Annotated in this window: 23 protein-coding genes; 12 read left to right on the top strand and 11 right to left on the bottom strand. The window is 58.9% G+C overall.

What is annotated here, in order from left to right; translation table 11 throughout:
• Positions 1-44: 44 nt before the first annotated feature.
• From B150_RS0102990 to B150_RS19535, 3 genes are all read left to right on the top strand, one after another.
• Positions 45-689, top strand: coding sequence for a phage tail protein (locus B150_RS0102990; RefSeq protein ID WP_020398400.1), 645 nt, complete (start codon positions 45-47; stop codon positions 687-689).
• 96 nt (positions 690-785) lie between these two features.
• Positions 786-1,136: a DUF6916 family protein gene (locus B150_RS0102985; protein WP_020398399.1), complete on the top strand. Its 351-nt coding sequence runs from the start codon at positions 786-788 to the stop codon at positions 1,134-1,136.
• Positions 1,137-1,151: 15 nt separating this feature from the next.
• Positions 1,152-1,712 carry a GNAT family N-acetyltransferase gene (locus B150_RS19535; protein ID WP_020398398.1) on the top strand — a complete coding sequence of 187 codons (561 nt, stop codon included), beginning with the start codon at positions 1,152-1,154 and terminating at the stop codon, positions 1,710-1,712.
• A gap of 391 nt (positions 1,713-2,103) precedes the next feature.
• Here the strand turns inward: B150_RS19535 and B150_RS0102975 are convergent, their stop codons facing one another.
• A complete protein-coding gene (locus B150_RS0102975) occupies positions 2,104-2,487 on the bottom strand; it encodes an autoinducer binding domain-containing protein (protein ID WP_020398397.1) in 384 nt (127 codons plus the stop codon).
• Entirely contained in the window at positions 2,465-2,752 is a 288-nt protein-coding gene (locus B150_RS0102970; protein ID WP_081611284.1) for a helix-turn-helix domain-containing protein, read from the bottom strand. The genes B150_RS0102975 and B150_RS0102970 overlap by 23 nt, the downstream gene beginning before the upstream one ends.
• Before the next feature lie 206 nt (positions 2,753-2,958).
• Here B150_RS0102970 and B150_RS0102965 point away from each other — a divergent pair, with 206 nt between their 5' ends.
• The 3 genes from B150_RS0102965 to pbpC all read left to right on the top strand — a co-directional run bounded on the left by B150_RS0102965 (position 2,959) and on the right by pbpC (position 11,391).
• Positions 2,959-3,876: an alpha/beta fold hydrolase gene (locus B150_RS0102965; protein WP_025897078.1), complete on the top strand. Its 918-nt coding sequence runs from the start codon at positions 2,959-2,961 to the stop codon at positions 3,874-3,876.
• Positions 3,877-4,016: 140 nt separating this feature from the next.
• Positions 4,017-9,284: an alpha-2-macroglobulin gene (locus B150_RS0102960; RefSeq protein ID WP_020398394.1), complete on the top strand. Its 5,268-nt coding sequence runs from the start codon at positions 4,017-4,019 to the stop codon at positions 9,282-9,284.
• Position 9,285: 1 nt separating this feature from the next.
• A complete protein-coding gene (gene pbpC, locus B150_RS0102955) occupies positions 9,286-11,391 on the top strand; it encodes a penicillin-binding protein 1C (RefSeq protein WP_020398393.1) in 2,106 nt (701 codons plus the stop codon).
• Positions 11,392-11,401: 10 nt separating this feature from the next.
• On the opposite strand, the gene B150_RS22085 is transcribed toward pbpC, so the two are convergent.
• The 5 genes from B150_RS22085 to B150_RS0102930 form a co-directional block, all read right to left on the bottom strand.
• Positions 11,402-12,925 carry an SUMF1/EgtB/PvdO family nonheme iron enzyme gene (locus B150_RS22085; RefSeq protein ID WP_020398392.1) on the bottom strand — a complete coding sequence of 508 codons (1,524 nt, stop codon included), beginning with the start codon at positions 12,923-12,925 and terminating at the stop codon, positions 11,402-11,404.
• 93 nt (positions 12,926-13,018) lie between these two features.
• Positions 13,019-14,014, bottom strand: coding sequence for an allantoicase (alc, locus tag B150_RS0102945; RefSeq protein WP_020398391.1), 996 nt, complete (start codon positions 14,012-14,014; stop codon positions 13,019-13,021).
• A gap of 12 nt (positions 14,015-14,026) precedes the next feature.
• Positions 14,027-14,545, bottom strand: a complete 519-nt coding sequence (uraD, locus tag B150_RS0102940) for a 2-oxo-4-hydroxy-4-carboxy-5-ureidoimidazoline decarboxylase (protein WP_020398390.1) — start codon at positions 14,543-14,545, stop codon at positions 14,027-14,029.
• A complete protein-coding gene (puuE, locus tag B150_RS0102935; RefSeq protein WP_020398389.1) occupies positions 14,542-15,462 on the bottom strand; it encodes an allantoinase PuuE in 921 nt (306 codons plus the stop codon). Before puuE ends, uraD begins: the two co-directional genes overlap by 4 nt.
• Before the next feature lie 18 nt (positions 15,463-15,480).
• Positions 15,481-16,188 (bottom strand): GntR family transcriptional regulator, encoded by a 708-nt coding sequence (locus B150_RS0102930; protein WP_020398388.1) that lies wholly within the window; start codon positions 16,186-16,188, stop codon positions 15,481-15,483.
• Positions 16,189-16,437: 249 nt separating this feature from the next.
• Here B150_RS0102930 and uraH point away from each other — a divergent pair, with 249 nt between their 5' ends.
• Genes uraH through B150_RS0102900 form a run of 6 tightly spaced genes read left to right on the top strand, consistent with a single transcriptional unit; the run spans position 16,438 to position 23,107 of the window.
• Positions 16,438-16,794: a hydroxyisourate hydrolase gene (uraH, locus tag B150_RS0102925; protein WP_020398387.1), complete on the top strand. Its 357-nt coding sequence runs from the start codon at positions 16,438-16,440 to the stop codon at positions 16,792-16,794.
• Positions 16,795-18,273 (top strand): xanthine dehydrogenase small subunit, encoded by a 1,479-nt coding sequence (xdhA, locus tag B150_RS0102920; RefSeq protein ID WP_020398386.1) that lies wholly within the window; start codon positions 16,795-16,797, stop codon positions 18,271-18,273. It abuts the gene before it with no gap.
• Positions 18,266-20,611, top strand: a complete 2,346-nt coding sequence (gene xdhB, locus B150_RS0102915) for a xanthine dehydrogenase molybdopterin binding subunit (RefSeq protein ID WP_020398385.1) — start codon at positions 18,266-18,268, stop codon at positions 20,609-20,611. The genes xdhA and xdhB overlap by 8 nt, the downstream gene beginning before the upstream one ends.
• A complete protein-coding gene (gene xdhC / locus B150_RS0102910; RefSeq protein WP_020398384.1) occupies positions 20,611-21,375 on the top strand; it encodes a xanthine dehydrogenase accessory protein XdhC in 765 nt (254 codons plus the stop codon). The genes xdhB and xdhC overlap by 1 nt, the downstream gene beginning before the upstream one ends.
• Before the next feature lie 35 nt (positions 21,376-21,410).
• Positions 21,411-22,601 (top strand): urate hydroxylase PuuD, encoded by a 1,191-nt coding sequence (locus tag B150_RS0102905; protein WP_020398383.1) that lies wholly within the window; start codon positions 21,411-21,413, stop codon positions 22,599-22,601.
• The gene (locus B150_RS0102900) at positions 22,598-23,107 is read left to right on the top strand and encodes an ureidoglycolate lyase (RefSeq protein WP_020398382.1); all 510 of its coding nucleotides are present in this window, start codon (positions 22,598-22,600) and stop codon (positions 23,105-23,107) included. Before B150_RS0102905 ends, B150_RS0102900 begins: the two co-directional genes overlap by 4 nt.
• Here B150_RS0102900 and B150_RS19525 read toward each other — a convergent pair.
• The 4 genes from B150_RS19525 to B150_RS0102880 form a co-directional block, all read right to left on the bottom strand.
• The gene (locus tag B150_RS19525) at positions 23,088-24,755 is read right to left on the bottom strand and encodes a glycosyltransferase family 4 protein (protein WP_020398381.1); all 1,668 of its coding nucleotides are present in this window, start codon (positions 24,753-24,755) and stop codon (positions 23,088-23,090) included. The genes B150_RS0102900 and B150_RS19525 overlap by 20 nt on opposite strands.
• Positions 24,756-24,825: 70 nt before the next feature.
• Entirely contained in the window at positions 24,826-25,413 is a 588-nt protein-coding gene (locus tag B150_RS22080) for a GNAT family N-acetyltransferase (RefSeq protein ID WP_020398380.1), read from the bottom strand.
• A gap of 78 nt (positions 25,414-25,491) precedes the next feature.
• Positions 25,492-25,710, bottom strand: coding sequence for a hypothetical protein (locus B150_RS22075; RefSeq protein WP_020398379.1), 219 nt, complete (start codon positions 25,708-25,710; stop codon positions 25,492-25,494).
• 24 nt (positions 25,711-25,734) lie between these two features.
• Positions 25,735-25,950 (bottom strand): DUF3126 family protein, encoded by a 216-nt coding sequence (locus B150_RS0102880; RefSeq protein ID WP_020398378.1) that lies wholly within the window; start codon positions 25,948-25,950, stop codon positions 25,735-25,737.
• Between the last annotated feature and the right edge of the window lie 74 nt (positions 25,951-26,024).

Here is a 26,024-nt window from a genome sequence, read left to right as displayed (position 1 = left end):
GTGGTCATCATGACGCCGGCATCCGGCGATAAGGAGGACATAACATGCAAGACGGATATATGGGTGTAATTCAGGCACTCGGTTTTCAGTTCGCGCCACTTAACTGGGCTTATTGCGCTGGCCAGCTTATCAGCATCGGCCAGCAGAGCGCTCTATTCTCCCTTCTCGGTTGCGAGTTTGGCGGAGACTGCCGCTCCGTATTCGGGTATCCCGACCTGCGCGGGCGCACCCCGATAGGCCAATTCCAGGGGCCAGGGTTAACCAACCGGGTCATCGGCCAAATGCTAGGGCAGGAATATTTCTACATGTCCCTCGCACAGATGCCGACACACACCCACACGCACAGCTATGCGGGCTCCGGCGGCGGTGGCAGCGGCCTCCCTGCGTCGGTTGAAGTCGCGACGGTTGCTGGCAATAAGGCCACCCCCGACGCTGGTGACTATCTTGCCGCAGTTGCAACGGCGACGGGCTCCATCAACACCCGTGGCTTTATCGCCCAGACTGATATCCCGACTGGCCAAACTGCCCAGATCGGCGGCGTGTCCGGTGGCGGCGCGCCAGGCGGCTTCGACAACACCCAGTTCTCGATCCAGAATGCAGGCGCAAGCTCTGAGATTGGCCTGATGCAACCATCTCTTGTTATCAACTACAGCATTTGTGTAACGGGTAACTACCCATCTCGTTCGTAGAGACCAAGGGGCGCTGATACAATCAGCGCCCCACCACTAGTGGTTGACCAACACTCCCGATTGAACGATAACAGAAGCGAGATAGGGGGATATTTCATGCATAACGAAAAATCAGACAACCCAGAGATAGCGTCCATGACGTCCGATCTGTTTGCACACAGGCTGGACGAAGAATTTCAGATTATATCCGGCGATCTGTCGATGCCCGTGCGTCTGGTTTCATGCACGGAAAACCCGGATGGTGCAGGGCCTGACAGTATTCGCACGCCCTTTAGCCTGCTTTTCCGCGCTGAAGAGGACAATAGTCATCCGATGCAGCATGCACAGTCGTTCGATTGCTCGGTGGCCGGACTTGAGGCTGGACCAGTGGAAAGCGTCCACATCAGCCGGACCCTCCGCCCCCCGCGACAGCAGGCCGGTGCCTATTTCCAACTATCCTTCAACTAACCAGAGGGGGAACCGATGATCACAGGCTCCGTCAACTTGCCGCATGGCATGTCTGCGCGCCCGGCACGTGCAAGCGACAAGGATTTCCTCGCCAAAATGTTCCGTGAAAACCGGGATGATATCCGCATGGCCGACAACAGCCCCGATTATATCGAGAGCGTGATCGACATGCAGTTGCGTGCCCAGGAAGGAGGCTATGGAAGCCAGTTTCCAAACGCCGTCTATATGGTGATCGAGAAGAATGGTACGCGTATCGGCCGTGTCACTCTCGACATCGGGCCGGTGGAACTGCGCCTTGTCGATCTTGACTTCATCAAGAAGGTCCAGGGAAAGGGACTTGGCTCCAGCATCCTCCTGTGGCTCATGAAAGCGGCGGCACAAACCAAACGCCCCCTGCTTGTCCCCATGCGCCGGGATGACATTACGATGGGTCGCTTTCTGGAAAAATACGGCTTTGTCGAAGACATCAGTGCCTCAGATAGCATGTACGCCCGCATGAGCTGGTTCCCGAATGCGGATGAAATGGCCGGCATAACCGACATCAAGCCGCGGGCCGCCATGGCTGGCACGGTCTGAACCGCACCGATCCTTACGTCACGTGCCTCGTCCCGCGTGGCGGCAACCTGCACCGTAACCGCTTTCGGCATGCCAAATAGCTGGACAGCCTAGCCATTAGGTGGGGGCCAAGGTCAAACAGGATATCACTGTCCTCTTGCGTCGAATCATTCATGACGAGCACAGGCGGGATGGGGAGTTATTCGATACGAAATGAAATATTTTTTGGGACAAATTTGCGACACGACCTCATAAGATGCATGTCATTAAATGACATTGGATAGAATACTAATGTATTGTTTTGTATAAGTAATTATAAAATTTTCTGATACAGAATGGCGATCACAACACCCTGCCGAAGGCAGAGGCCAAGGGTTCTGGTCCCTTCGGGTGCGCCATTTTTTCTGTTCTCTTAAGCTAGTCTGTTAATCCCGGCCCCCGGATGCAATTCCATTTGTCGGAGCAGGGCCATAGAGATGGCGTTTGCCTGCGCGCGGACGCTGGGGTCCCTGGCGTCACACCGTTCAGCCATGCACGAGACCGCATGAATACTGCCGTCGAAGCGGCGGAGCGGCATGACAAAGCCTTCTGTCACATGGAAGTCTTTTGCTTCGCCCAGCATGGTGCTGATGCGCTGGTCGTGCCGGTGAGACGCATTCAAAATATCAGACCAGAAAAACGGCAAATGCCGCTGTGCTGTAGCATATAGCATGGGGTCATAATCGGCAAAGCTGCGGCTGTGGTAATGTGTGAGCCAGCCGAGCGGCGCGTGATCAAGCTGGCGTGTAGCCCGCATCTGTGGTGCCGGGAATGCCTACGGTCCAGAAACCGGCAGCGAGCAGGAGGGTTTGTTTATCCTTCGGGGACAGCGCTAACGCCGCGGCAAGCTTTTCAATCATCGCCCTGCTTGGACGCGCGCGGCCGGTTTCCAGAAAGCTGACGTGGCGCGTGGATACGTCAGCGTCGAGCGACAGCGTAAGCTGTGAGAGCCGCCGCTTTTTGCGGAACTGTGCGAGCACAGTGCCAAAACTGTGCATGTGTTCGCCCATAAGGTGATTCATTGCCTAACCTCTGTCGCTATCTGCCGGTGCTGCATTGGTACAGCGTAATGGGTATTCCTGCAGCTGTTCCAGCGAAATTCCCTGGTGAAGCTGTTGCCGAAAAATAAAGCGCCTGCATCTGCTTTGCCATTACCTGAGCGGTAATTGACCTTAGACGAGCGACGCCATACCCATACCGATAGTTCGATTTCGCAAGGAGAAAGACGATGCGTCGGAGGGACTTGTTTGGGCTTGCGCTGGCGGCGGGTGCGGCAGGTGTATTGGGATCGGTAAGCGCTGAGAAGGCCGTTGCAGCATCACTTGCGCAGACTGGCCGGCCGGACCATGTCACGACACCGGACGGCACCCGGCTTTTTGTGCGCGATTGGGGCACGGGCGCGCCAGTACTGTTCCTTGCGGGGTGGACCTTGCCATCTGATTTCTGGGCCTACCAAATGATGGCCTTGGCCTCAAGCGGCTACCGCGCCATCGCCTATGACCGCCGCGGTCACGGGCGCTCATCAGATCCCGGTCGTGGGTATGATCATGACCATCTGGCAGATGACCTGAAAGCGGTCATCGACAGCCTTGGGCTTGAGAATGTGACCCTTGTAGCCCACTCCATGGGCGGGACCGAGATTGCGCGCTATTTCGCCCGGCATGGTGGCAAGGGCGTGGGCAAAGTGGTGATGGTGGGCACAATAACCCCCTTCCTGATGCAAACGGGCGACAATGCCATGGGCCTCCCGCGGGAGGTGCTGGCGAGCTTGCGGGCACCCATTGTGCGGGATTTCCCGGGCTGGATCGAGGCCAACGCCAAGCCGTTTTTCGTGCCAGAGACGTCCCGCGATATGATTGAGTGGGGCAAGGCGCTGATGCTGCAAACATCGCTCTACGCTGCGCTTGAGCTCGCGCGCGAAAATGCTGAAACCGACTTCAGGGCCGACCTTGCCAAAGTAAATGTGCCGACACTTGTGATCCACGGCGACAAGGATGCGTCCGCCCCGCTTGTGATGACAGGGGCCGTGAGTGCCAAGTTGATGCCAAACGCGACCCTCAAGGTCTATGAGGGAGCGCCGCACGGCTTGCCGCTGACCCATATCGAAAAACTGAACGCAGACCTGCGTGCCTTTATCGCCGGTTAAGGCGTTGGGGCCAAAAGAGCACATCTTCCCGAAAAAATGCACGCGGCGCGTGATCTGTCCGTTTTTTTACCATAATTGGTGGCAACACTCTAATAAGCCATGACGCTCTGTCATGGCTTATCTGCCAGATGGGGGACACCATGCGCCGCTTATTCGCCAGCATCGCCATTGCTTTTTTTGTGAGCGCCATTGCGCTTGTCATCACCGCGAACCGGGCTTGGGCCGCGTCCCCTCCCACCATCGATAGGCACGCGGCAGAGGCTGACCGCCTGCTTGAAAAAAGTGAAGCCTATGCGGCGGAGCTCAAGGAACTGCAGGCAGGTGCCAGAATTGAGGGCATGAGCCTCGCGGAAGTGCTGAAACACAAGGGACTTGAGGCCGATATCGCGAGCTTTGTTCAGTTGCACCGCATTGAACTGAGCCTTGCTGAGGCACCCGCTTCCGCGAAACGCTGGATGGAGGTATCGCAGGAGCTGGCGAAAACAAGCAGAACGACAGAAGCCCGTGCGGCGGCATGGAAAGCCTATGACCTCGCGACAGAAAACGTGCTGAAGGCCGATGCGGTTGAGGAACTCGCCAAATATTTCAGGACCGAACAGAACCTGCAGCGCGCAATTGAATATCTCGAATATGCCGTATCACTCGATGACACCAAGCCGCGCCGCGCCCATCTTGATGCCGTGCGTTCGCAGGCGACTTTGCGCATTAACGACGTGGCGGTGGACGTGGAATCCTTCACACCGTCCGCCTGCTTGGTCATGTCGTCCGAGCTGTCCCGTGGCCGCACGGCTGAAATTGAAGATTATGTGCGCCTTGAAGGCGCCGCCGATGTGAGTGTGCGCGCAAACGGCAAACGTATTTGCCTGAGTGGCCTCACGTATGGCGCATCCCTGAAGGTCACTCTGCTTGCGGGGCTGACGGGCAGTGATGGCAGCCGCTTGTACCGAGATGTCAGTCGCACGGTCACTGTTCCAGACCGCAAGGCGCGCATCAACTTTGGCAATGGCACCTATATCCTGCCCAAAGTCGGGGATGAGACGGTGCCGCTTAAAACCGTCAATATGACCAGCGTGGAGCTGAAGCTTTACCGGGTGTCTGACCGTGGTCTGGTGCCGCTTCTGAACAGCGGCGTGAAAAGCGATGCTTTCTATCAGTGGGAAGAAGAGCGCCTTGGCAACGAATATGGCACCCTGATCTGGGAAGGCGCGATGGATGTGGAAGGCACGCCGAACAAGGATGTCACCACGCTTGTCCCGATCCGTGATCTGATCGACGGCAAGGGCCCAGGTGTTTATGCCCTTGTGGCCAGCGACCCGGCAGAGGATAAAAAACAGCGCTACCGCTATGAACATCAGGCGCAGTGGCTGCTGGTGTCTGACCTGGGGCTGATGACCCTCTCTGGCGATGACGGCCTGCATGTTTTTGTGCATTCGCTTGAGACCACCAAGCCGGTGCGAAGCGTGACCCTCAAACTGGTCGCGCGCGATAACGCCATTCTGAGTGAGACGAAAACCGACCGCAGCGGCCATGGGCAGTTTGCGGCTGCTCTCCTGCGCGGCAAGGGCGGGGCCATGCCTGCGGCCGTGGTCGCGGAAACCGACAAGGGCGACTATGCCTTCCTCAGTCTCGACGGTACAGCGCTTGACCTTAGCGACCGGGGCACATCCGGCCGGCACGCCGACGGCCCGCTCGACGCTTATGTCTTTACTGAGCGCGGCATCTACCGCCCTGGCGAGACAGTGCACCTGTCTGCGGTGCTGCGCGACATGCGGGCGGTTGCGGTACCCAACCTGCCGCTGACCTTCAAGGTATTCCGGCCCGACGGCATGGAAGCCCTCAAGACCAAGCTGACCGGTGACCAGTTCGGCGGCTATGCGTATGAGCAGAAACTCTCGCTCGGCGCGCGCACCGGACAATGGCGGGCAGCCTTCTATGCCGATGACGAAGACAAGCCGGTTGGCGACGCTCGGTTCATGGTTGAGGATTTTGTACCCGAACGCCTGAGCGCCACGCTGGAGGCCGGTGTGGATGCCGTTACCTCCTCAAATCCAGTGGATGTGACGGTACAGGCCGATTTCCTCTATGGCGCTCCCGGTGCTGACCTCAAGGGGCAGCTGTCTGTCTCACTTGAGAAGGACCCGCAACCTTTCCCCAATTTCAAGGCCTACAGCTTTGGTCTCGTGCAAGATGAGTTTCAGCCGCAGCCGCCCAAGCGGCAGGATTTTGTGACCGACGCAAATGGCACGGCCCGCGTGAGTGTCGCCTTTGCTCCGCTTCCTGATACCAGCCATGTGCTGCGGGCGCGGGTGGCAGCAGAGGTGACGGATGTGGGCGGCAGGCCGGTTGCGGACCTGATTGCAATGCCGGTGCGGCAAAGCACCGTGTTCCTTGGAGTGAAAACCGAGGGGCGCGGCGGTTTTGATGAAAGTGATGCGGCGAAGCTCTCTGTCGTTGCACTGTCGAATGAAGGCGAGCCAATCGCGGAGCACGGTGTAAACGCTGTCTGGGTGCGCGAGCATTATCAATATAGCTGGTACCGGCTTGATGGCAGCTGGCGCTTCCGTAGCTCGGTCGTGGACGAAGTGATTGCGGAAGAAACGCTTGAGACCGGGCAAGACGGCACAATTGAGCTGGAACGTATGTTGGCCGGTGGCCGTTACCGCCTTGATGTGTTTGACGCAGAGGGCAAGGCCGCTTCAAGTAGACGCTTCCATGTGGGTTGGTGGGCAGCGGCCACGTCACCGGACGTGCCGGATGCGCTGGAGCTGACGGTAGATGAAACCGCGCTCAATGCCGGTGACCGCCTGCGGGGGTTTGTGAAAGCACCCTTTGAAGGGCGCGCGCTTATTACGGTCGTGAACGAACGGCTGGTGGACTATAAACTCATCACGCTTGAGAAAGACGGCAGCACATTTGATTTCAAGGTCGGGGCCGATTGGGGGCCGGGTGCTTATGTGCTGGCAACCGCCCTTCGCCCGGATGCAGGTGAAATTTCACGGCTGCCCGTGCGGGCAACGGGTCTCAAATGGTTCAGCGTTGGCCGGGCCGCCAAGGTGCAAAAGCTCAAGATTGACGCGCCCGAAGTGACCCTGCCGGGCCGCGCTGTTGATATTCCCGTTACCGTCGAAGGCGGCAAGCCGGGTGAAGCGATGAAAGTTATCGTGGCCGCAGTGGACGAGGGTATTCTCAACATCACGCGCTTCAAAAGCCCGAACCCGGACACGTTTTTCTACGGCCAGCGGGCGTTCGCGATGGACCTCCGCGATGTCTACGGTCGCCTGATCCGGACGGAAGAGGGCACACGCGGCACCTTGCGCACCGGCGGCGATAACCTTGAGGAAGTCATGGTAACCGGCATGCGCCGGGCAGCGGACGGTGAAGATGAAGCGAACAATATGTTCGCGGCGCTCAGCCGCACGAGCCGCACCGTCGCCCTTATCCGCCGTGATATCGTGCTCGACGAAACAGGCAGCGCGACGGTGTCGTTTGACCTGCCTGACTTTGCCGGAAAGCTGCGGTTGATGGCGGTGGCCTATGGCACCACAATGCTGGGTGTTGGGGAAGCGAACATGACAGTGCGCACCCCGGTGGTGGCGGAGCTGATATTGCCGCGCTTCCTCGCACCCGGTGATAACGCGGTCGCGATGCTGAGCGTGCAGAACCTCTCCGGCAGTGAGAAAGCACTGCGTATCGCGCTTGATGCCAAAGGTAGTGCTGTCAAACTGGCGGACCCTGACATGAGCGCCATTACGCTCGCGCAAAAGGAACGCCGCGACATTCCGGTTGTCATCAATGGCATGGAGCCGGGCGATGCGGCCCTGCATCTCGCCCTTTCTGCAGACGGGATTGAGGAGATTCGCCGCGAATGGGGCATTACGGTGCGCGCCGCATGGCCTTACGCCACCAAACGAACGCAAGCTGGCATCGTGCCCGGCGCATCCCATACTTTTGCAGCGACCGACACAAGCGATTTCTACCGGGTGACAACATCTGGCAGCTTAACGCTCTCGACCCGTCCGAACCTTGAGGCGAACCGCATGATGCGGGAGCTGAACGCCTACGCCTACCGCTGCACGGAACAGACCGTATCACGCGCTTTCCCGTCGCTGTACCACGACCAGCTTTCCGCGCTTTATGGGGACATGCCGGTCAGCAAAACCGACGCAGCCAATCTGATTGACCGCGCGATTGTCACCATCATGGACCGTCAGAAAAGCGATGGCGGTTTTGGTATCTGGTCGCTTTTGGGCGGCAACAGCCCGTGGCTTGATGCCTACACAACCGACTTTCTGCTGCGTGCGGCAGAAGCGGGCTATGAGGTGCCAGATGCGGTAACGTCGCTTGCCCTGAACAGGTTGCGGAGCATCGTCAATATTCGCAACTATCAGTATCCACATGCGCAAGCCTATGCCTTTTATGTGTTGGCGCGTGTTGGGGACGTGTCTGCAAGCGAAGTGCGCTATTTTGCTGACCACGCCCTCTCGAAAGTGAATACACCGCTGGCGCTGGCGCAGATGGCAGCGGCGCTTCATCATGTGGGTGAGCGGGATGCGGCGGAGAAGATGTTCATCAAAGCCTATAAATTCTCGCGGCCGAAGGCCTATTACAGCGACTATGGCAGTAGCATCCGTGACAATGCGGCCTTCGTTAGCCTTGTTGCCGAGGTCATGCCAAATTCGGCACTGGTTGCCGACCTGTCAGATGTGCTCGAACGATTTGTGAGCGAGAAAAGCTGGCTCAGTACACAGGAAATGGCCTGGATTTCCCGTGCGGCTGCCAGTTTCGCGGACGACAGCGGTACGAACCTGAGTGCCAGCATCAACGGTGACAAGGTCTCGAGTGCAAAGGGCATCTGGGCGGGCACCATTGGTAAAACGGTGCCGGAGGGCGAACTGACAATAGCCAACGAAGGCGCGGTTACGCTGCGTGCCGTCAAGCTATTGCGGGGCGTGCCCAAGGCCGCACCAGAGGCCAGCGATAACGGCCTTAAAATCACCCGGCACTATTTCGACATGGACGGCAAGCCGGTGAATATTGCCGAGGTCAAGCAGAACGACCGTATCGTGGTACTGCTGGACGGCAAAGCCACCATACCGGCGATACGTGACACCTTGGTGGTGGATCTGTTGCCGGCAGGCCTTGAGATCGAGACCACCGATGTCAGCAGCCTCAAGTTCCTGCCGGATCTCTCGGGCACCGAGTTTGAAGACGCGCGGGATGACCGTTATGTCGCAGCCCTGAAGCTTGGTGAGTACCGCGGCTGGCGCAACAACCAGATCCGTCTGGCCTATATTGTACGGGCCGTCACGGTCGGTGACTATGTGCAGCCTGGTACCTTTGCTGAAGACATGTATCAGCCCGAATATCACACACAAGGCGCCGTGAGCCGGGTTCGGGTGGTGAAATAACATGCTCGCCACCCTGTGGGCATATCGGAAGTGGGGCCTCGCCGGTGTGGCGGGGCTCTTCTTCGCATTGATTGCAGGGTTTTTTATCCTCGACCATCTCTATCCGCCCAACCTAACGCGGTATGAGAATACGAGCGACGAAATGCATGCCGCCGATGGGCGGCTTATGCGGCTTTTCAACGTGGAAGACGGGCTTATCCGGCGGCAGGTTTCCTTTGAAGAGGTTGATCCCCTATATATTCACATGCTGGTCGCCTATGAGGACAAACGCTTCTTTGACCATGCGGGGGTCGATATCTTCGCGCTTGGTCGCGCGCTCTGGCAAGCTGTCCGGCATGGTGAAATAGTCTCTGGCGCGTCTACGCTGACCATGCAAACAGCCCGGCTGCTGGAGCCGCGTCCGCGCACACTTTCTTCCAAATTGATCGAGATGTTCCGCGCCCTGCAGCTGGAGCGGCAGTTCACCAAGCGCGAGATTCTGGAGATTTACCTCACCCTCGCGCCTTATGGCGGGAACCTGGAGGGTATCAAGGCCGCATCTGAGGCCTACTTCGGCCACGAAGCGGCGCGCCTGACACCGGACGAGGCTGCGCTTCTTGTTATTTTGCCGCAATCACCCACCCGGCTCCGGCCCGACAGGCGTGCGGAAAGTGCGCGGGAAGCGCGCAACAAGGTTTTGCACCGTGTCGCGGATGACATTGGCCTCGCGCCTGACCTTCGTGATCTTGCACTCGCCGCCCCGGTGCCGAATGCCCGGCACGAGATTCCTGTGCTGGCACCGCACCTTGCGGTGCGTCTGGTGCTGGACGGGCTGGGTGGGCAGATGGACACCACGCTGGACTACGGCCTGCAACGCCAACTCGAACGGTTGGTGAAAGTGCGTGCAAGCGATGTGCATGCGCGTGCAAGTGCGGCGGTCCTTGTGGTGCATAATGAAAGCCGCCGCGTGCTGGCCTATGTGGGTTCCGCCGATTTTGGCGACACGGATCGCCGCGGCTATGTGGATATGGTCACCGCTATGCGTTCGCCCGGTTCAACCCTCAAGCCGTTTATTTACGGCATGGCGATCGACCGGGGCCTTGTGCACGCCGAAACCCATGTGCGGGACGAACCCCGCAGTTTTGGTAATTATGCGCCGGGCAATTTCATGGACCGGCACTATGGTGAAATTTCCATCCGTGAGGCGCTGGTGCGGTCCCTGAACGTGCCCGCAGTTGCCGTGCTTGACCGCATTGGCCCTGTGGCCTTCACCGAGGAGCTGCGCGAAGCCGGTGCCATGCTGAGGCTGCCGGGCACCGAACCCGCAGGTCTCGCTGTCGCGCTGGGCGGCGTCGGTACCAGCCTTGAAAGCCTGACCGAGCTTTATAGCGCGCTGGCGAGCGACGGTGTGTTGCGCCCGCTTGTGTATCTGGTGGATGCACCGGCGGTTATTCCGGTAAAGGGTGAGATCATGTCCGCGGGTACACGTCAGACCATTGGGAACATGCTTTCTGATGCCCGCCCGCCGGAGGACCGCTTGCCGGAAGCCTACCAGAAGCGCAGCCGCCCGGTGGCCTATAAGACCGGCACCAGCTACGGCTTCCGCGATGCGTGGGCCGTTGGCTACGATGCGGACTATACCGTGGCTGTCTGGGTTGGCAGGGCTGACGGCACGCCGCTTCCCGGCCAATTTGGTGCTGGTACCGCAGCGCCTATACTCTTTGATGTGTTTGACCGGCTGCCGACAGGTGACGCAGCCGAATGGGCTCGTACGCCCGGTGACCGGCGTGCGTTCGCCGACCTGCCGCCCGCACTGAAATACTTCGACCGTCCGGAGCGGCTGATGCTGGCGGGTGCCGGGCATGAACGGCTTGATATCGCTTTCCCGCGTGACGGCAGCGTGCTTGAACTAAAAGACGGTAGCCTGTCGCTTGCACTTGAGGCAAATGGCGGCGTGCGCCCCCTTCAGTGGTTCGTGGACGGCAAACCGCTCATGAGCAACCGTTGGTCACGCCAGATTAGCTACACGCTTGAGAGCGAGGGTTTTTACCACCTGACGGTCAAGGACGCGGGCGGCCAGAGTGTGACGGTGCAGGTGCGCGCTGTCAGTCCCGCACGGTCACGCTAGCCGCTCCCAGTTAGTTTGCGCCCACAAGGATCAGCCGGAAACCGACAAGCTTGTTGCGGCTGTCAAACGCCATTTCCTGCCGTGCCTGAATGGCCAGCAGCATGGGCACGGTCATGTTGGTGGTGCCGCGCACCACACCACTTGTACACTTCTCCAGCACCGGTGCGGCGCTGAATTCGGGGCCCCAGCAATCGTCCACCCATTCAGCTGCATTGCCCAGCATGTCATAGAGCCCAAAGCTGTTGGGTGCCGCCCGGCCCACGGGGAAAGTGGCGTCCGCGCCCGCGCGGTCGTCACAGTCGGCACAAACTTGTGAGGCTTTATCGAACGCGGCTTTTTGCGCTGTGATCTGGCTGTTGCGGCCGCGCGCCATATAGGCCCATTCCACTTCGCTCGGCAGTCTCCATGTGCCGCGTCCCCCGGCGGCTTGCCACTTCTCATTCATCCACGCGGTGAAGGTATCCACGTCATGACGCGTGACATTGATCAGCGGGCGGCGCACACGGCCCCAGCCCTGGTCTGACGGGCCATCTTGCGCGCACGCAGCATCGGCCACGCACCGGTCCCACATGTCAAAGGTGACTTCGGTGGCCATCGCGGTGAAGGGCTTGCTGACCTCAAAGGTCCTGGTGTCGGCGCGCGGGGTTCCGGGCGCACTGACTCGGTAAACATAGACGCCCGCGGGAATGATAACCGTGGGGCCTGACAGTGCGCGCAGGGGCGCACGGGCTTCCGCCGCAGTCAGGGATTTTTTAGCCTCGTTGCGGAAGGACCCGTTTGGATACCGCGCAAGGAAGGCTTGCAGCGCTGACACAGACCCATCAGTTGATGCCCGAGCGTAGGCAAGCGTTTCTTCGCGCTGCATGGCCTGTAACAGGTACGCACCGCGCGGGTAGCTGCTGGCATAAAGCTGATAGCTTTCGACCGTATTCTGTTGCCGTGCTTCCCGGAAGGCTGCGAGGTCCGCGCTTTTTTCCGCGTCGGCTTTGAATTTGCCGTCCGGCCAATAGTGCAGATAGCGCTGGTAGGAAATCTCAACGTTCACTTCCTTGGCGCGGCGGTAGCTCAGAAAATCGGCCTGTTCCACGCTTGCGCTTTTTGGGTAAGCGTCACGAAAGGCGGCATATGCGAAGATTGTGTGCTGGCGCTGGGCATAATCAAATGCCGACTGTTCTGATGCTTTGAAGGCGGCAATGGCTTCGTCAATCGCAACTTTCAGTTTTACCGCTTCAGCAGCATATACGCCGATGGACTGGAAGCTGCTATAACGCGTGACCAAGTCTTTCGCGCGTTCATACTGGCCGCTGCCGTAAGCTGCCCATGCGGCAAAATAATAGACTTCCTGATTTTGCGGCTGCTCAGCCAGGATTTGCTGCAAAATCTGGTCTGCGAGGCGGAATCGGCCAACATCAATGGCCTCAATGGCGTTCTCTAAGGTCGGTTCCTCCTCCCGCGGGCCCAGTTCCATTTCGGCAGGGTCGGCGGCAGCCATCAAGAGCATGGCGGTGAGAAGAAGCGCGAAAATCCGTGTCATGCGTAACCCCATTGTTTCCACATCGGTCCGGTCTTGAACTCTATGCGAAAGAGTAGGGTCAAATTGGGGCGTAGTGCCAGAATTATCGTCCCGCTATTTGCTGATATGTCCAAACAGCCGCAAGCGGCTGATACCGCCGTCCGGGTAAATATTCACCCGGATGTGGCTGATGGGGCCAATGCCTGCGAGCGGGCGGAAGCTGTGCTCCGCGTCGGCGGAAAGCGGCTGTTTGTCCAGAAGCTCGGACCAGAACTGGCTTTGCACTGGCAGGCTGTCGTCCGTGCCGCCTGTAACAAGCGCGGCCTGAATGGAAATGTGGCTCGGGAAGTTACCTTTGAAAAAGGCGGTGTCGACAAGGATTTCATCAACGGTGCCTGCATGGCCAAGCGCCAGGATCGACCAGTCGTTCCCCGGCTCACGCCGGCGCCTGGTTTCCCAACCATCGCCCATGTTCAGCCCCTTGCCCGGCAGGGTGATGTTTGAGAGCACACCAAAATGCTCGTCGTTGGCGATAATACCGCGCCCGCCATTTTCCATCGCCAGCAGGTCGATGCGCTCACGCGCGTCAAAACCGTTCCAGTCCCGGTAAATCTCACCAAACACGCGGAGGCGCGCCACGCCGCCATCCGGGTAGATATTGAGCCTGATATGGGTCCAGGCCTCGCCACTGTCGCAAGGCACAAAATGGTGGCTGTTGCCACTGAGGTTCATGGACGGCACCAGCGTGGTCCAGACCGCAGCGTCACCGGGCACATCCTCGTGCGAGATGCAGGCATCAATGCTGGCGGCAGGCGGAAAGTTGCCGGTGAAATGGCTGGTGTCGATGTCGAAGCCGTGTACCACGCCGCGTGCACCGAGGCGCACAACGGCATGATCATAACCGGTGCCGCGTTTGCGGCGGCTTTCCCAGCCGTCCATCCACTTGCCGTTATCGTCATATTTTCCGGGGATGAAAACAGCGTCAGCGGGGTCGATCAGGCGGGATTTGTCCGCGAAAAAATCATCAGTCGCGAAGGTGACCTTGGCGCCGATGCGGGGGTTCGCAAGGTTGATGCTGCGGCGGAAATCGGTCTGAACGGCGGTGGACATCTTGTGCACTTTCTAAAGCGCGGCGAGGGCTTCAAGCCTGAAGCGCGCGATTTTATGTATCTCGGCAAGCGCGGTTTTAAACTCGCGCTCGCGGTCATGATTGAGGCGCGCTTCAAAGGCGGCCAATATGCTATGGCGGTTGTGGCCCTTCACCGCGATGATGAAGGGGAAACCGAACTTGTTTTTGTAGGCTTTGTTCAGGCGCTGGAATTCTTCGAACTCATCCGGCGTGCAGGCATCAAGCCCCGCGCCGGATTGTTCTGCTTTTGATTCGGCGGTTAGCTCGCCCTTGATCGCCGCTTTGCCTGCAAGATCAGGGTGCGCGCAAATAAGCCGCTCCTGCTTCTCTTCCCCCGCCACATCAACCGCATGGGCCATAGCGCGGTGCAGGCCTTCGACAGTGTCGAGCGACGTGCCATCGCGCCCATCCCAGGCGGCTTCTGCCACCCAGCGGGAATGTTCATAAATGCCGCCGTAAAGCGCGAGGAAACGGTCGCGTTCAAGCGCGCTTGGGCAGTCCTGCAGCATCATGGTTTGGCCCCTACATAGGGATGATGCTCATGCCAGTGGCGAGCGATATCGACGCGCCGGCAGAACCACACATCCTTGAAGCCGCGCGCGTAGTCGAAGAAGCGCTCCAGCGCGCGAATGCGGCCAGGGCGGCCAATTAGGCGGCAATGCAGGCCAATGCTCATCATCTTGGGGCGGGTCGCGCCTTCCTCGTAAAGCGTGTCGAAAGCGTCGCGCAGGTAGGCGAAAAACTGGTCGCCGGAATTGAAGCCCTGCACGGAGGCGAAACGCATGTCATTCACATCAAGCGTGTAGGGCACAATGAGGTGTGGACCATCCTCCATGCGGGACCAGAAGGGCAGGTCGTCTGAATAATCGTCCGCGTCATAAAGGAAACCGCCATGTTCATGCACCAGCCGCCGGGTGTTGGGACTTGTGCGCCCTGTGTACCAGCCAAGCGGGGCTTCGCCGGTGATGTCCTTGATGATGCGCACCGCCTCGCGGATATGCGCGCGTTCCACGTCTTCCGGCACATCCTGATAATTGATCCATTTGAGGCCGTGGGAGCATATTTCATAGCCCCGGTCCGTGAAGGTTTTTGCCATCTCGGGGTAGCGTTTCAGCGCTTCCGCGACCGCGAAAATGGTGACCGGGATATCGTATTTCTCGAACAAGCGTAGAAGCCGCCACACACCGGCGCGGCTGCCATATTCATAGATGGATTCCATGCTCATGTGGCGTGCGCCGCTGATTGTTGGAGCGTTTACGATCTCTGACAGGAATGTCTCGGCCCCCTTGTCGCCATGCAGAATGCAGTTTTCGCCGCCTTCCTCGTAGTTCAGTACCACCTGAACCGCGATGCGTGCACCGCCCGGCCAATTGGCATGGGGCACGTCTTCGCCGTAGCCCCTAAGGTCGCGTGCATAGTCGCTTGTCATCGGTCGTGCCTCCTTGCCTCAGCTCGCGTGCGCCATACCAAAAATCTGGTGCAGGTCACCGCCAGCGGCGCTGCGGTCAAAATTGAGGGTGCTTTCGATCTCAGATAGATGCTCGGCCATCACCTTATTCGCTGTCGTACTGTCACCCGTTTCAAGGGCGTCGACGATGCGCGTGTGTTCATCCCCTTTGCAGGAGTGGGCCGCGCGGCCATGGCGGCCATAAAGTGTGATGATCAGGGAACTCCGGAACACCAGTTGCTCAAGGAACTGGAACAAGGGGTCATTGCCCGCGATTTTGGCCAGGTGCAGGTGAAACTCACCGGTCAGCCGGATCCAGCGGGCAATGTCCGCCGTGCTGAGGGCGTCTTTTTCCTTCGCCAAATGGGCGCGCAACTGAGCAATATCGGCCTCGCTTGCATTCTCGGTCGCGCGGGCAAGCAGTGCTGCTTCCACGGTGCGGCGGGCTTCAAATACTTGCCGCGCCTCGTCGGGTGAGGGGGAAGCAATCACCGCGCCCTTGTTGCGCTGCAGTTCGACAATATTGTCCCGGCTCAGCAGCAGGAACGCGCGGCGCACGGTGGTGCGACCGACACCAAACACACCGCACAGCGATTCTTCCGTCAGCTTGGTGCCGGGGGCAAGGCGCTGTTCGAGCACACTGTCGCGCACGCGCTGGCAGATGTCTTCCTCCGTGAGGGCCTGGGCCTTCGGTCCTTCGTGTTTCATCAAATCAACCCGGTTTGTTGCGGTGGATAAAGTGTGCGGACCCGATCTTGCTTCCCTTCAAGACGCTGTACCCCTCTTGTTGGCGCAGGGGCAGCTTGGCCCGGATATTCATCCGTTACAGCCGAATTGTCGCCGCTTCACATAAATTGTCAACAATTTAATATCTTCTTTGTTGATCATATTCTTTACAAATTGGCAATCATCGGTCAGTCTTAAATTGAGGAACCAAGAAAGGGAGACGGGGCGAATATGGGACGCTTGACCACCCATGTGCTGGACACCGCAAACGGCTGTCCCGGCGAAGGCATTGCCGTTCGCCTTTTTTGCGTTGGCGTCGACGGTGGGCTGACGCTGATCGCGGATGCTCGCACCAATGCGGATGGCCGGGTGGATGGCCCGCTTCTCGAAGGCGACGCCTTCAAGATTGGCATCTATGTGCTTGAATTTGACGCCGGGGATTATTTCCGCGCGCGCGGCACTGCGCTCACTGAACCTGCTTTCCTTGATATTGTGCCCATTCGTTTCGCCATTGCGGACGCTGGCGCGCACTATCATGTGCCGCTTCTCATCTCGCCTTATGGCTATAGCACCTACCGGGGAAGTTAGATGACAGGCACGGTCAGGTTCCTGCTGGACGGCGAATATCACGAGCTGCGCGACGTTGACCCCTCGCTCTCGGTGCTGAATTTCCTGCGCTACCAATTAGCGCGGACGGGCACCAAAGAGGGCTGCGCGGAAGGCGACTGCGGGGCCTGCACGGTCGTGCTTGGCGAGCTGGTGGGCGACCGCCTCCGCTACCGCGCGGTGAATGCCTGCATTCTTTTTGTGCCTACGCTTGATGGTAAAGAGCTGATCACGGTTGAAAGCCTGAAGGCGAAGGACGGTAGCCTGCACCCGGTGCAGCAAGCACTTGTGGACAGCCATGGCTCGCAGTGCGGCTTTTGCACGCCGGGTTTTGTTATGTCGCTCTATGCGCTTTATGAGGAAGGTGAGACCCCTGACCGGGCGCGTTTGAATGATGCGCTTGCGGGCAACCTGTGCCGCTGCACGGGGTACGGCCCCATTGTCGAGGCGGGCCTGCGCATGACCGAAGCGCGCGTGCCGGTGGATGCAGACGCGCTGCAGGAACGGGTCGATGCGCTCAAGTCGCTCAAACGGCATGAAACGCTCAAGCTCAGCCACAAGGACCGCCTTACCGGTAACGAGAAGGTTTATTTCGCGCCGGTGAATCTGGAGGGCCTTGCTGATATTTCGCTGGCGTACCCGGACGCGACCTATCTGGCGGGTGGCACCGATGTTGGCCTGTGGGTCACCAAACAGCACCGGGAACTCGCGCAAATCATCTATGTCGGTGACGTGGAAGATATGAAACATATCGACATTACTGACCGATCGGTTGAAATTGGCGCTGGTGTTTCATACACAGACGCGGTGGAGGTGCTTGCGCGCCACTATCCCGACATGGGAGAGCTGATCCGCCGCATCGGTTCGGTGCAAATCAGGAACAGCGGTACCATCGGTGGCAATATCGCAAACGGTTCTCCCATCGGCGACAGCATGCCCGCGCTTATCGCTGCGGGTGCGACCGTGACCTTGCGCATGGGTGCGCTTGAACGCACCATGCCGCTTGAGGACTATTTCATCGACTACGGCAAACAGGACCGGCAACCGGGCGAATTTGTCGCGCGGGTTTCGGTGCCCCTGCCGAATGAGAACCTGCACTACCGCGCCTATAAAATCTCCAAACGGTTCGACCAGGATATCTCCGCCGTGTGTGCGTGTTTCGCGTTCGAGGTGAACAAGGGCAAGATTGAAGAGGCGCGCATCGCCTATGGCGGCATGGCGGCAACACCAAAGCGCGCTGCCGCAGCCGAGCGGGCGCTTGTTGGCGAAGCCTTTGATGCCGACCGGATTGAGCAGGCGGTTGCCGCACTTGCGGAAGATTTCAGCCCGATCAGCGACATGCGTGCGAGCGCGGACTACCGCATGGCCGTGGCGCAAAACCTGCTCCGTAAAGCCTTTATCGAAATGAGCGGGGAGGCGGATATCCGCCTTGTGGGCGAGCGGGAGGCAGCGCATGCCTGATAACCGTCAAAGCGACAGCCCCGTGCTCTCAGACATCAAAGGTGCGGTACACAAGGAACTGCGCCACGACAGCGCGCACAAACATGTCTCGGGCGAGGCGGTTTATATCGACGATATGCCGGAGGCCAAGGACCTGTTGCATATCTATGTCGCGATGTCGGAGAAGGCGCATGCGCGGGTAACTGCCATGGACCTCGCGCCCGTGCGCCGGTCAAAAGATGTGGCGCTTGTGATCAGCGCTGAGGATATCCCCGGCCACAATGATGTCAGCCCTTTTGCAGGTGATGACCCGCTGTTTGCGGACGGTTTGGTGGAATATATCGGGCAACCGATATTTGCCGTTGCGGCCAAAAGCATTGAAGCCGCGCGCGCTGCCGCCAAAAAAGCGGTCGTGGACTATGAAGAACTGCCTGCGCTTATCACGCTTGAAGATGCGCTCGCCGCAGACAGCGCGATTGAACCCATGCAAACCATGGCGCAAGGTGATGCGGAAGTCGCGCTTGAGAGCGCCGCGCACCGCCTACAGGGCAGTTTCAAGATTGGCGGGCAGGACCATTTTTACCTTGAAGGCCAGATCGCCCTCGCGACACCGGAGGAAGACGGCGATGTGCATGTCTTCTCCTCAACCCAGCATCCAAGCGAGGTGCAGCACTTGGTCGCGCATGTTCTGGGTGTGCCCACGAACGCGGTCACGGTTGAAGTGCGCCGCATGGGCGGTGGGTTTGGCGGCAAGGAAACGCATCCGGCGATGTTTGCCGCGATGGCGGCGCTGGTGGCAGTAAAGACCGGTCGCCCGGCCAAGCTGCGCCTCGACCGAGACGACGATATGGTCATGACCGGCAAGCGGCATGATTTCCGCTATAGCTATGACATTGGTTTTGACGCCGATGGCCGCATCACCGGTGCAGCGATTGAGCTGGCCTCCCGCTGCGGACGCTCAACCGACCTGTCGCCCGCCATCAATGACCGCGCCATGTTCCATACCGACAACTGTTATTTCCTTGGTGATGTTGAGATCACCTCGCACCGGCTCAAGACCCATACGGTGTCGAACACTGCGTTCCGCGGCTTCGGTGGCCCGCAAGGCATGCTGGGGATTGAGCATGTGATTGAGCAGATCGCGCACCATCTGGGCAAGGACCCTTTAGAGGTGCGGCGCGCTAACCTTTATGGCGCGGACGGGCGCAACACCACACCCTTTGGCATGACGGTTGAGGACAATATCGCGCCTGAGCTGATTGAGGCGCTGGCGACGGATGCTGACTATGCAGCCCGGCGTGCTCTGATCAGGGCGCACAATGCGAACAGCCCTTATCTCAAGAAGGGTATTGCGCTGACGCCAGTGAAGTTCGGCATCAGTTTCACCACCACCCACCTCAACCAGGCTGGCGCGCTGGTGCATGTTTATGCAGATGGCAGCGTACACCTGAATCACGGCGGGACAGAGATGGGGCAGGGCCTTTTTGTGAAGGTCGCGCAGGTGGTGGCGGAAGAATTCCAGATCGATGTGGACCGCATCAAAATCACCGCAACAACGACCGCCAAGGTGCCAAATACATCGGCGACCGCAGCGTCTTCAGGTTCAGACCTGAACGGCATGGCAGCGCTTGACGCCGCGCGGCGCATCAAGGAACGGCTGGTCGCGTTTGCGGCGGAAAAATACGATTGTCCGAAGGACCGGGTCACCTTCCGCAACAATCACGTCTATGTGGAAAACCGGGAGATCCCCTTCGCTGAACTGACGAAGCAGGCCTACCTTGGCAGGGTGTCGTTGTCCTCGACCGGTTTCTACAAGACGCCGAAAATCCACTACGACCGCAGCAAGCACAAGGGTCGGCCGTTCCTCTATTTCTGTTACGGTGCAGCGGTGTCTGAGGTGACGATTGATACTCTCACTGGCGAATATAAGGTCGACCGGGTTGATATCCTTCATGACACCGGCAGGTCCCTCAATCCAGCGATTGACAAGGGCCAGATCGAGGGCGGTTTCATTCAGGGCATGGGCTGGCTGACGACCGAGGAACTGGTGTTCGACAATCAGGGCCGGTTGCGCACACATGCGCCCAGCACCTATAAAATCCCCGCCTGTAGCGACCGACCGGCGGAGATGAACATCGCGCTTTATGCCAAGGGGCGTAATGCGGAAGCGACGATCCACCGGTCCAAAGCGGTGGGTGAGCCGCCGTTCATGCTTGCCAATTCAGTCTTCCTTGCGCTGGCGGATGCGGTATCTGCGGCGGCGGACTATAAAACGCGTGTGATGATGAACGCCCCCGCGACACCGGAAGAGGTGCTCAAGTCCATCGTGCGGGCCCGCCGGGACGCGGCAGCGAGCTGATGACAAGCGGTGATGACAGCATAGGGGTGCGTGTAACGGTGTCAGAGACCAAGGGCTCCGCGCCGCGCGACGCAGGCACAAGCATGTGGGTCACGGCTGAGGGGCAGCAGGGCACCATCGGCGGCGGCAAGCTGGAGTTCCAGGCGACCGAGCAGGCGCGAAAACTGCTGGCGAGCGACACCCAGACCAGTGTGACACAGACCTATGCACTCGGCCCGCTACTGGACCAATGCTGTGGCGGCACCGTAGTGCTGACGCTTGAGAAGATGCCTGAGGCGGCTTATCTGGCGCAGGGTGAAATTCCCAATCGCCACGCGCTATATATGTTTGGTGCGGGTCATGTGGGACGGGCGGTATACCGCGCGGTTGCACCGCTGCCCTTTGACCTGCACTGGTTTGATGAGCGCGTGGATGAGTTCCCGCCTGTGGAATGTGGGCACGTCAACACTCACGGCCTGCAGGACCCCGTCGCTGCGGTGAATGCGGCGCCAGCGGGAGCGCTCTATCTGATTTTCACGCACAGCCACCCGCTTGATTATGAGCTGGTGAAGGCCGTGCTGGCACGTGGTGACGCGCGCTATTGCGGGCTTATCGGCTCCAAAACCAAACGCGCGCGGTTTGAAAACAAGCTGCTGCGGGAGCGGGTGGTCACTGAGACCGGGTTAGAGGCTCTGACATGCCCCATCGGGGTTACTGGCATTGACGGCAAAGAGCCTGAAGTGATTGCCGCAGGGGTGGCGGCGCAACTGTTGCAGCATATTTGACACCACTAGGCGGTGCATGAGCCGGAGGGGGCTGAATGGAACTTGATATTACACCTTGGCTGAATCTTGTGATCCGCTGGCTGCATTTCATCACCGGCATCGCCTGGATTGGCTCCAGCTTCTATTTTGTCTGGCTCGATAACCACCTTGAAGAGCCGCGCGAGAAGAAAAAGGGCATGTCAGGCGAGCTATGGTCGGTCCATGGTGGTGGCTTTTACCACAAGCAGAAATATGCCGTCGCGCCTGAACAAATGCCGGAGAAGCTGCACTGGTTCAAATGGGAAGCCTATTTCACCTGGATGAGCGGTTTTGCCCTGCTCGCGATCATCTATTATCTCGGTGCTGACATATTCCTGATCGATCGGTCGAAAATGGAACTTGCGCCGTGGCAGGCCATCGGTATCAGCCTTGCGTTCATCCTTGGTGGCTGGGTGGTCTATGACGGGCTATGCCGTTCGCCCATTGGCCGCAACAACAAGGCGACGGGGGTTATCTGGTTTCTGCTGTTGACGGCGGCCGCCTATGCCCTAACCCATATTTTCAGTGACCGCGCTGCCTTTATTCACGTGGGGGCCATGGCAGGCACGGCGATGGCGGCCAACGTGTTCATGGTCATTATCCCCAACCAGAAAAAGGTGGTGGCGGCACTGACTGCGGGCGAGGCACCGGACCCACGGCTGGGGCAAATCGGCAAGCAGCGAAGCCTGCACAATAATTATATGACCCTGCCGGTCCTGTTCCTGATGATCTCGAACCACTATCCGATGACATTCTCGAACCCCTATAGCTGGCTCATCCTCGCGGGTATTGCGCTTGTGGGTGTGATGGTTCGGCACTTCTTCAACCTGCGGCACAAGGGGCAATCGAGCCCGGCACTTGTGGCAGCAGCGATTGCGCTTCTGGTGGTGATTGCCATGTTCGCGGCGGACGCCGAGAAAGCGGCCCGCCCCGCGCCTGCAAGTGGCGATGTGTCATTTGCTGATGTGCAAGCTGTCATCGGCAAGCATTGCACGTCATGCCATGCGGCGCGCCCAAGCCATGAGAGTTTCGATGAAGCCCCGGGCGGCGTTCGTCTCGATGATCCGGCGCTCGTGGTTCAGTATGCACCGCGGATTTTAGAGCAAGCCGTTAAATCCGATATCATGCCGCTTGGCAATGAGACAGGCATGACCGATGAAGAACGTGCCCTGATTGGCAAATGGATTGAGGACGGCGCCAAAAGATGAGCCTACGCACGCTCCACGTGGAACAATTGACAGCTGAAGCCTTCGCACCCTTTGGCGATGTTATCGAGGCCGGCGCGCACACGCGCCGGATTGATATCAACTACGGGAACACGGTGCGATTTCACGACCTTGCGACGCTGGACCTGAGCACGGATAATGGGCGCGCGGGTGTTTCCATTTTCCGCAGCAAACCGCTGCCGCTGCCTATCAAGATAGAAGTGATGGAATATCACCCAAAGTCCTCGCAGGCGTTTGTGCCTTTGTCACCCAACCCTTACCTCGTGGTGGTCGCGCCGAAGGGGCCCTTTCATGCGGCGTCGATGCGCGCTTTTCTTGCGCGGCCCGGGCAAGGTGTGAACTATCACGCCGGAACCTGGCACCATTTCAGTCTTGCGCTCGAAGGAGAAAGCGATTTTCTGGTGATTGACCGCATCGCGGATGATGACAACTGTGTCGAACACCAGCTTACGGCGTCTGAACAGGCGCTTATTTCGCTGCAAGCGTGACCAGCCCCATTTTGGCGAAGACGGAAAGCACATAGCTGACGCCGTCGATGCCGGCACCAAGTGCAGTTGTAAGGTCGCCCACACTTATGCCGGGCTGTTCGGTGAGAATAGTAAAGACACGCTGCGCGCCCTGAGGGGTTACGAGCATTGAGGCGCCGTAATTATAGACCGCAAGTGCCATCGCCGCGGTGTATGCCGCGACCGGGTCAGCCTCCCGCAAGGTGACTTTTGTCTCGGGGCCTATGGTGTGGCTGGGGTAAGACGCAAAAGCCCTGTAAGGGTTCATGCGGGCGGGCGCCTCCATCACGGCTGGACCGGAGATGTTGCTGTGTTCTGATGCCTGACGCCGCGCGCCAAGCTCGGCCCAAAGTGCCTGATACTGCGGGTATACCACTGTCCAGTCATAGTGTTCGCGGGCATGAGTGCGTCCCGCCTCGCCAAGTTTTTTTCTTAGTTCGGCGCTTGTCGCCAGTTCCGTGATGCGTGCTTCAAGCGCTCCGTGATCGACCGATACTGTCAGGCAGGTGTAGCCGGAGTAGCGGTCATAGCTGTCGATCTCCGCCTCGTAGCGGGCACCAAATTTGTGCGCGTCGTCACTTGCGATCGTCCATGTCGGGATACGGAAGCCTGTTACACCATCGGGCACGGTGTCCTTGTATCCGTCCCAGTCACTTACAATGACAGGCAGGCCCGCAGCCATTGCTTCAAGCGGTGTGATTCCAAAGGTTTCCTGAAAATTGTCGGAGAGAGAGATAAATACGTCAGCCGCCGCCCAGCTTGCGTCCCGCGTGTTGCGGTTGCGCCCGTCCGTGAACAGGCATTTGACGGAAGGGCAAACTTTGGCAGCAACGTCGCGGAAGTCTTGTTCGAGTGTTGGGTTCGCGAACCAGCCGCACTGCAAGATTGCGATGGGTTTGCCGGTTTGCTGCGCTACTTTTTCAAGGGCCAGCATCATTGCGTGGGGATGTGCTTTTGCATGATAGGACAGGCGGCCGACAAACAGGAAGGCGACGGTGTCCTCGTCAATGCCAAGGGCTTGTCGGGCCTTGATTTTTTGCGCCTGAGAGAATGAGAAATCGTCGCACTGTATAGCAAGTGGGATCACTGGCAGTTGTGGCAAGGGTGGGTTGACTGCTGTGCCCATGCGCCAGCTCAGCAGTTCCTGCTGCTCATGCATCAGGGTTTGCACCGAACTGCGTACAGCGTTTGAGGTGCAGATCAGCGCATCCCACGGCATGACCGGCGCGCTTATGATGCCAGTGATCGCGTCCATCGCGCTGTGGGTTGAGATGGTATGGGTGACGCCGCACAAGCTGTACGCGCCTATGCCTGCCCTTAGCCGCTGGCCGGCAAAGGTGCCGAGGTTTGGGCCGGGCAGGTACAATGTGCCGGGTTCAGAAAGCCGGTGAACCTGATGAGCCGGGCACCATTCGGTTTTGACCGTTGGGTCTATCGACCGTGTGATTTCAGCAAATACCGCCGCTGATTTTTGCCGGGGCGTGTAGCACCAAAGAGGATGCTCGCCGGCATGCTCAATGGCCGCGCGCAGGAAACTGTTCCCCGCCGCCTGGCGGCCCATGATCTTGTCACCCGCCAGGACATAACCGTCCGGCTCAAAAACAATCGCGGCGGTCCTTAACCCCTGCATCCGATCCCCCATCAAGATAGCCCGGGTCAAAAATCTTTCATAATCGCGATTTTTGCAAGACAGGAGTGTGTTATGCGCGCGCCGGTCGCCACATCAGCCATAGCGGCGGGCAGCCCTTTGCGGGTGTCGCCTCCTCCATCACTTCAAACCCGTGATGGCGGTAAAAGCCAAGGTTTTCGTGTTTCGAGTTTTCGAGGTAAGCGGGCATTCTCTCGGCGTCAATGCGTTCCAACGCGGCGCGCATTACCTGACCGCCAAGCCCCTTGCCCTGATGTGTGGGCAACGCCGCAATGGCAAACAGGTAGTAGTGCGGCGGTAACGGTTTGCGGTTCCGTGCCATGAAGCCATCAATCACGAGCGAGTTATTGAGGGCCCGGGCGCCGCCATGCTTCAGGATATGCCAGCCAAGGGTAAGGTTGCCTATGCCATATGCTTTGGGCGCGCCGGGCGGTAGCCACAGTGACCCCGCCGTGCCGTCCGCCATCACATGGCCAAAGCCGCGCTTGAGGTAGAGGTGTTTTGCCATTGCGGTAAAAGCCGGGCGCATCGCCCCCGTGCCGCGGAAGGTCCAGAGATTAACCGGGTCATCGGCAAAACCGGCGGCAATGATACTGCCGATCAGGTCATCGTCCGCGGTGTTCAGGGCGCGCAAAGGCATACACACTCCATAAAATGAAAGTAATTCACTTTATGGAGTGTTGCATAGCTGCCGCTTCTCCTCAAGGCTGAGGATGGTCTAGCGGCGTGCTTCTTCGATGAATTTGCGGGTGTTGCGGTCGCGCACAACCATGATGGCCCATACCGCGAGGATGACCCACATGATGAAGCCGGCACCAAAAACGACCGCTGTGAGCCATGCAATAATCCAGAGTATCGCAGACAGAATGGCCTGAAATGGCTTGCCGCACAGCAGCAAGGCAAGCGGCGGTATCAGAAGGGCAATCAGATAAAGCATAAGGCTCCCCCAGACAGGCCGCAGTTAGACCTGCGGCAAATCTTCCTCAAGAACACAGATGGACATGGCGTAGGAAACCTCGCCCTCGTCCTCGTCCCGGTACACAACGCCCAGAAACTCTTCGCCCAAAACTACCTCGACCGAGTCTTTTGCCTTCGGGCGGCGGACCAGCTTCAGCATGTTGTTGTTGAATTTCGCTTGCAGGTAGGCCTGCAACCGAGCGATTTCATTCGGCGTCACTGTATGCTCCTTGCGAATCTCGTGTTTGCCAAGGTTTATCTAAGGCATGACCTGCAATGCAAGTAAAACTGCCG

Source organism: Kordiimonas gwangyangensis DSM 19435 = JCM 12864, from assembly GCF_000375545.1.
In the GTDB taxonomy this organism is placed as follows: domain Bacteria; phylum Pseudomonadota; class Alphaproteobacteria; order Sphingomonadales; family Kordiimonadaceae; genus Kordiimonas; species Kordiimonas gwangyangensis.
This window is presented reverse-complemented; position numbering and strand designations above follow the sequence as displayed.